Source organism: Klebsiella sp. Ech2A (genome assembly GCF_030078455.1).
Taxonomy (GTDB): domain Bacteria; phylum Pseudomonadota; class Gammaproteobacteria; order Enterobacterales; family Enterobacteriaceae; genus Klebsiella; species Klebsiella terrigena.
In genome coordinates this window covers 1-2302 of record NZ_JAQGFU010000354.1, presented here as the reverse complement: position 1 = coordinate 2302, position 2302 = coordinate 1, and the positions used below count along the sequence as shown (strand labels likewise).

At 59.6% G+C, this 2302-nt stretch carries 2 protein-coding genes; both read right to left on the bottom strand.

Annotated elements, in window-relative coordinates; all coding sequences use genetic code 11:
• Position 1 precedes the first annotated feature (1 nt).
• Positions 2-1927, bottom strand: coding sequence for a penicillin-binding protein 2 (gene mrdA / locus PFH44_RS26840; protein ID WP_045855328.1), 1926 nt, complete (start codon positions 1925-1927; stop codon positions 2-4).
• Positions 1928-2110: 183 nt separating this feature from the next.
• Positions 2111-2302 (bottom strand): allophanate hydrolase-related protein (locus tag PFH44_RS26835; RefSeq protein WP_463671584.1); only part of this gene is annotated, 192 nt, incomplete at its 5' end.

Below are 2302 nucleotides of genomic sequence, written 5' to 3'. Positions count from 1 at the left end.
GCTACTGCGCGTCGGCGCTATCGACCTGAGGGACGTTAGCCTGCGCGCCGCCCTCCGCCGCCGCCGGCGCGTTAGCCGGGTCGAAGATATGGTCAAGAATTGCGCGCGCCGTAGGGCCTGCCACCACGCCGTCGCCGCCGCCGTTCTCAAGGATCAGCGCCATCGCCACCCGCGGATGCTGATACGGGGCAAACAGGGTATAGAAAATGTGGTCACGCAGCCTGACCGGGATCATTTTCGCATTGTAGGTCTGGTTCTCCTTCAGGCTGAAGACCTGCGAGGTCCCGGACTTCGCGGCAATCTGATACGGCGCGGTGTGGAACAGCTTGTAGCCGGTGCCGTTTGGCAGGTTGGCCATGCCGTACATCCCGTTGCGCACAATCCCCCAGTACGGCGATTTCGGATCGCCCACCTGCGGCGCGTTCTGCGGCGGCTGATAGCGCTCAACCTTATTGCCGCGCTTCATGGAGTAGAGCAGATGCGGGTTCTTCACCTTGCCGTTATTGATCAGCGTCGTCAGCGCTTTCACCATCTGGATCGGGGTGGCAATCCAGTAGCCCTGGCCGATACCGACCGAGATGGTATCTCCTTGATACCACGGCTTCTTATGGACCCGCTGCTTCCATTCGCGGCTCGGCAACACCCCGGAATACTCTTCATTGAGGTCGATCCCGGTCGGCTGGCCGTAGCCAAACTTGCTCAGCCAGGTGTGAATCCGGTCGATCCCCATCTCGAAGGCCACCTGATAGAAGAAGGTATCCGCCGACTCTTCAATGGCCTTAGTAACGTTGAGCATGCCGTGTCCGGTTTTCAGCCAGTCGCGGTAGCGGCGCTGGGTGCCCGGCAGTGTCCAGGTCGGCGCGCCGAAGAAGGTGGTGGTGGGCGTAATTACCCCGGCCGAAAGCGCCGAGAGTGCCATATAGGGTTTAACCGTCGACGCCGGCGGGTAGAGCCCCTGGGTGACGCGGTTAATCAGCGGCCGGTCGGCGTTATCGAGCAGCGAACGGTAGGCCTTATAGCCAATGCCTTTCACAAAGGGATTGGGATCGTAGCTCGGGCTGGAAACCATCGCCAGCACCCCGCCGTCGCGCGGGTCGACCGCCACCACCGCCGCGCGCTGCCCCTTGAGCACCGATTCAATATACTGCTGCAGGTGCAGATCGAGCGTCAGGTAGATATTTTTACCGGCGACCGGCGGCACCTCTTTCAGCAGCCGCACCACCCGTCCGTGGTTATCCACCTCCACCTCCTGGTAGCCGGTGGTGCCGTGCAGCTCCTGTTCGTAATAGCCTTCAATGCCCTGCTTGCCGATATTGTGGTCGGCGGCATAGTTCTCGGCCTCGCCGTTTTTGGCCAGCCGCTGCAGATCGCTATCGTTAATTTTCGAGACGTAGCCGACAACGTGCGCCAGTTCGGCGCCGTAAGGGTAATCACGCTGCTGGTAGTTCTCCACGGTGACGCCGGGGAAACGGAATTCGTTGACCGCAAAGCGCGCCACTTCGACGTCGCTGAGCGCGGATTTTAACGTCACCTCTTTGTAGCGGCTGTTGTGCAGCATATCGTCGCGGAAGCCGGCGATATCATCAGGGGTTAAATCAACGATCGGCGTCAGCTGCTGCAGCAGCGCCTTCATGTCGGCGATTTTGCTGGGGATCACCTGCAGGCGATAGAGGGTGATGTTCTGGACCAGCGGAACGCCGTTGCGATCGAATATCAGCCCGCGGCTCGGCGCGATAGGCAGCATTTTAATATCGTTTTGGTTCGAGCGGGTCTGATAGAAATCGTGCTGCCTGACCTGGAGGCGATAGAGGTTGACGATCAGTATGCTAAAGCAGACCACCACCAGGATAAAAGCCACCACGGCCCGGCGAATAAACAGCATCTCTTCCGCTGAGTGATCGCGAATTTCATCTCTCAATAGAGTCATTGGCGGTAATTCACCTGAGTTTCAATAAGAAGCCAAAAAATTAAAAGCGGGGAAGGATAGCCTTATCGGCGCGGGAGCCCTACGGAAAGGTTGCTAATGAATTGGCAGAAATGTTTCAGCATGTGAGCAGCGCCAGCCCGGAGCGAACTGACGCTATTTTTTCAGAATATGTGACACCGTCACCTAACGCGCCAGCCAGGCCCGCCATCCGCCGTAGGCCGTAATATCGGTCGCCCCCTGCAGGCCGTACCCCTCGCAGATAAAGCCGCTGAGCCAGCGCCCGTCCGCCAGCTCCACTTTACCCAATCCCAGCGGCGCCGGAATCGCCGCCAGGAGCGATCCCAGCTCGGCGGAGGGCAGCTCCCACACCTCTAC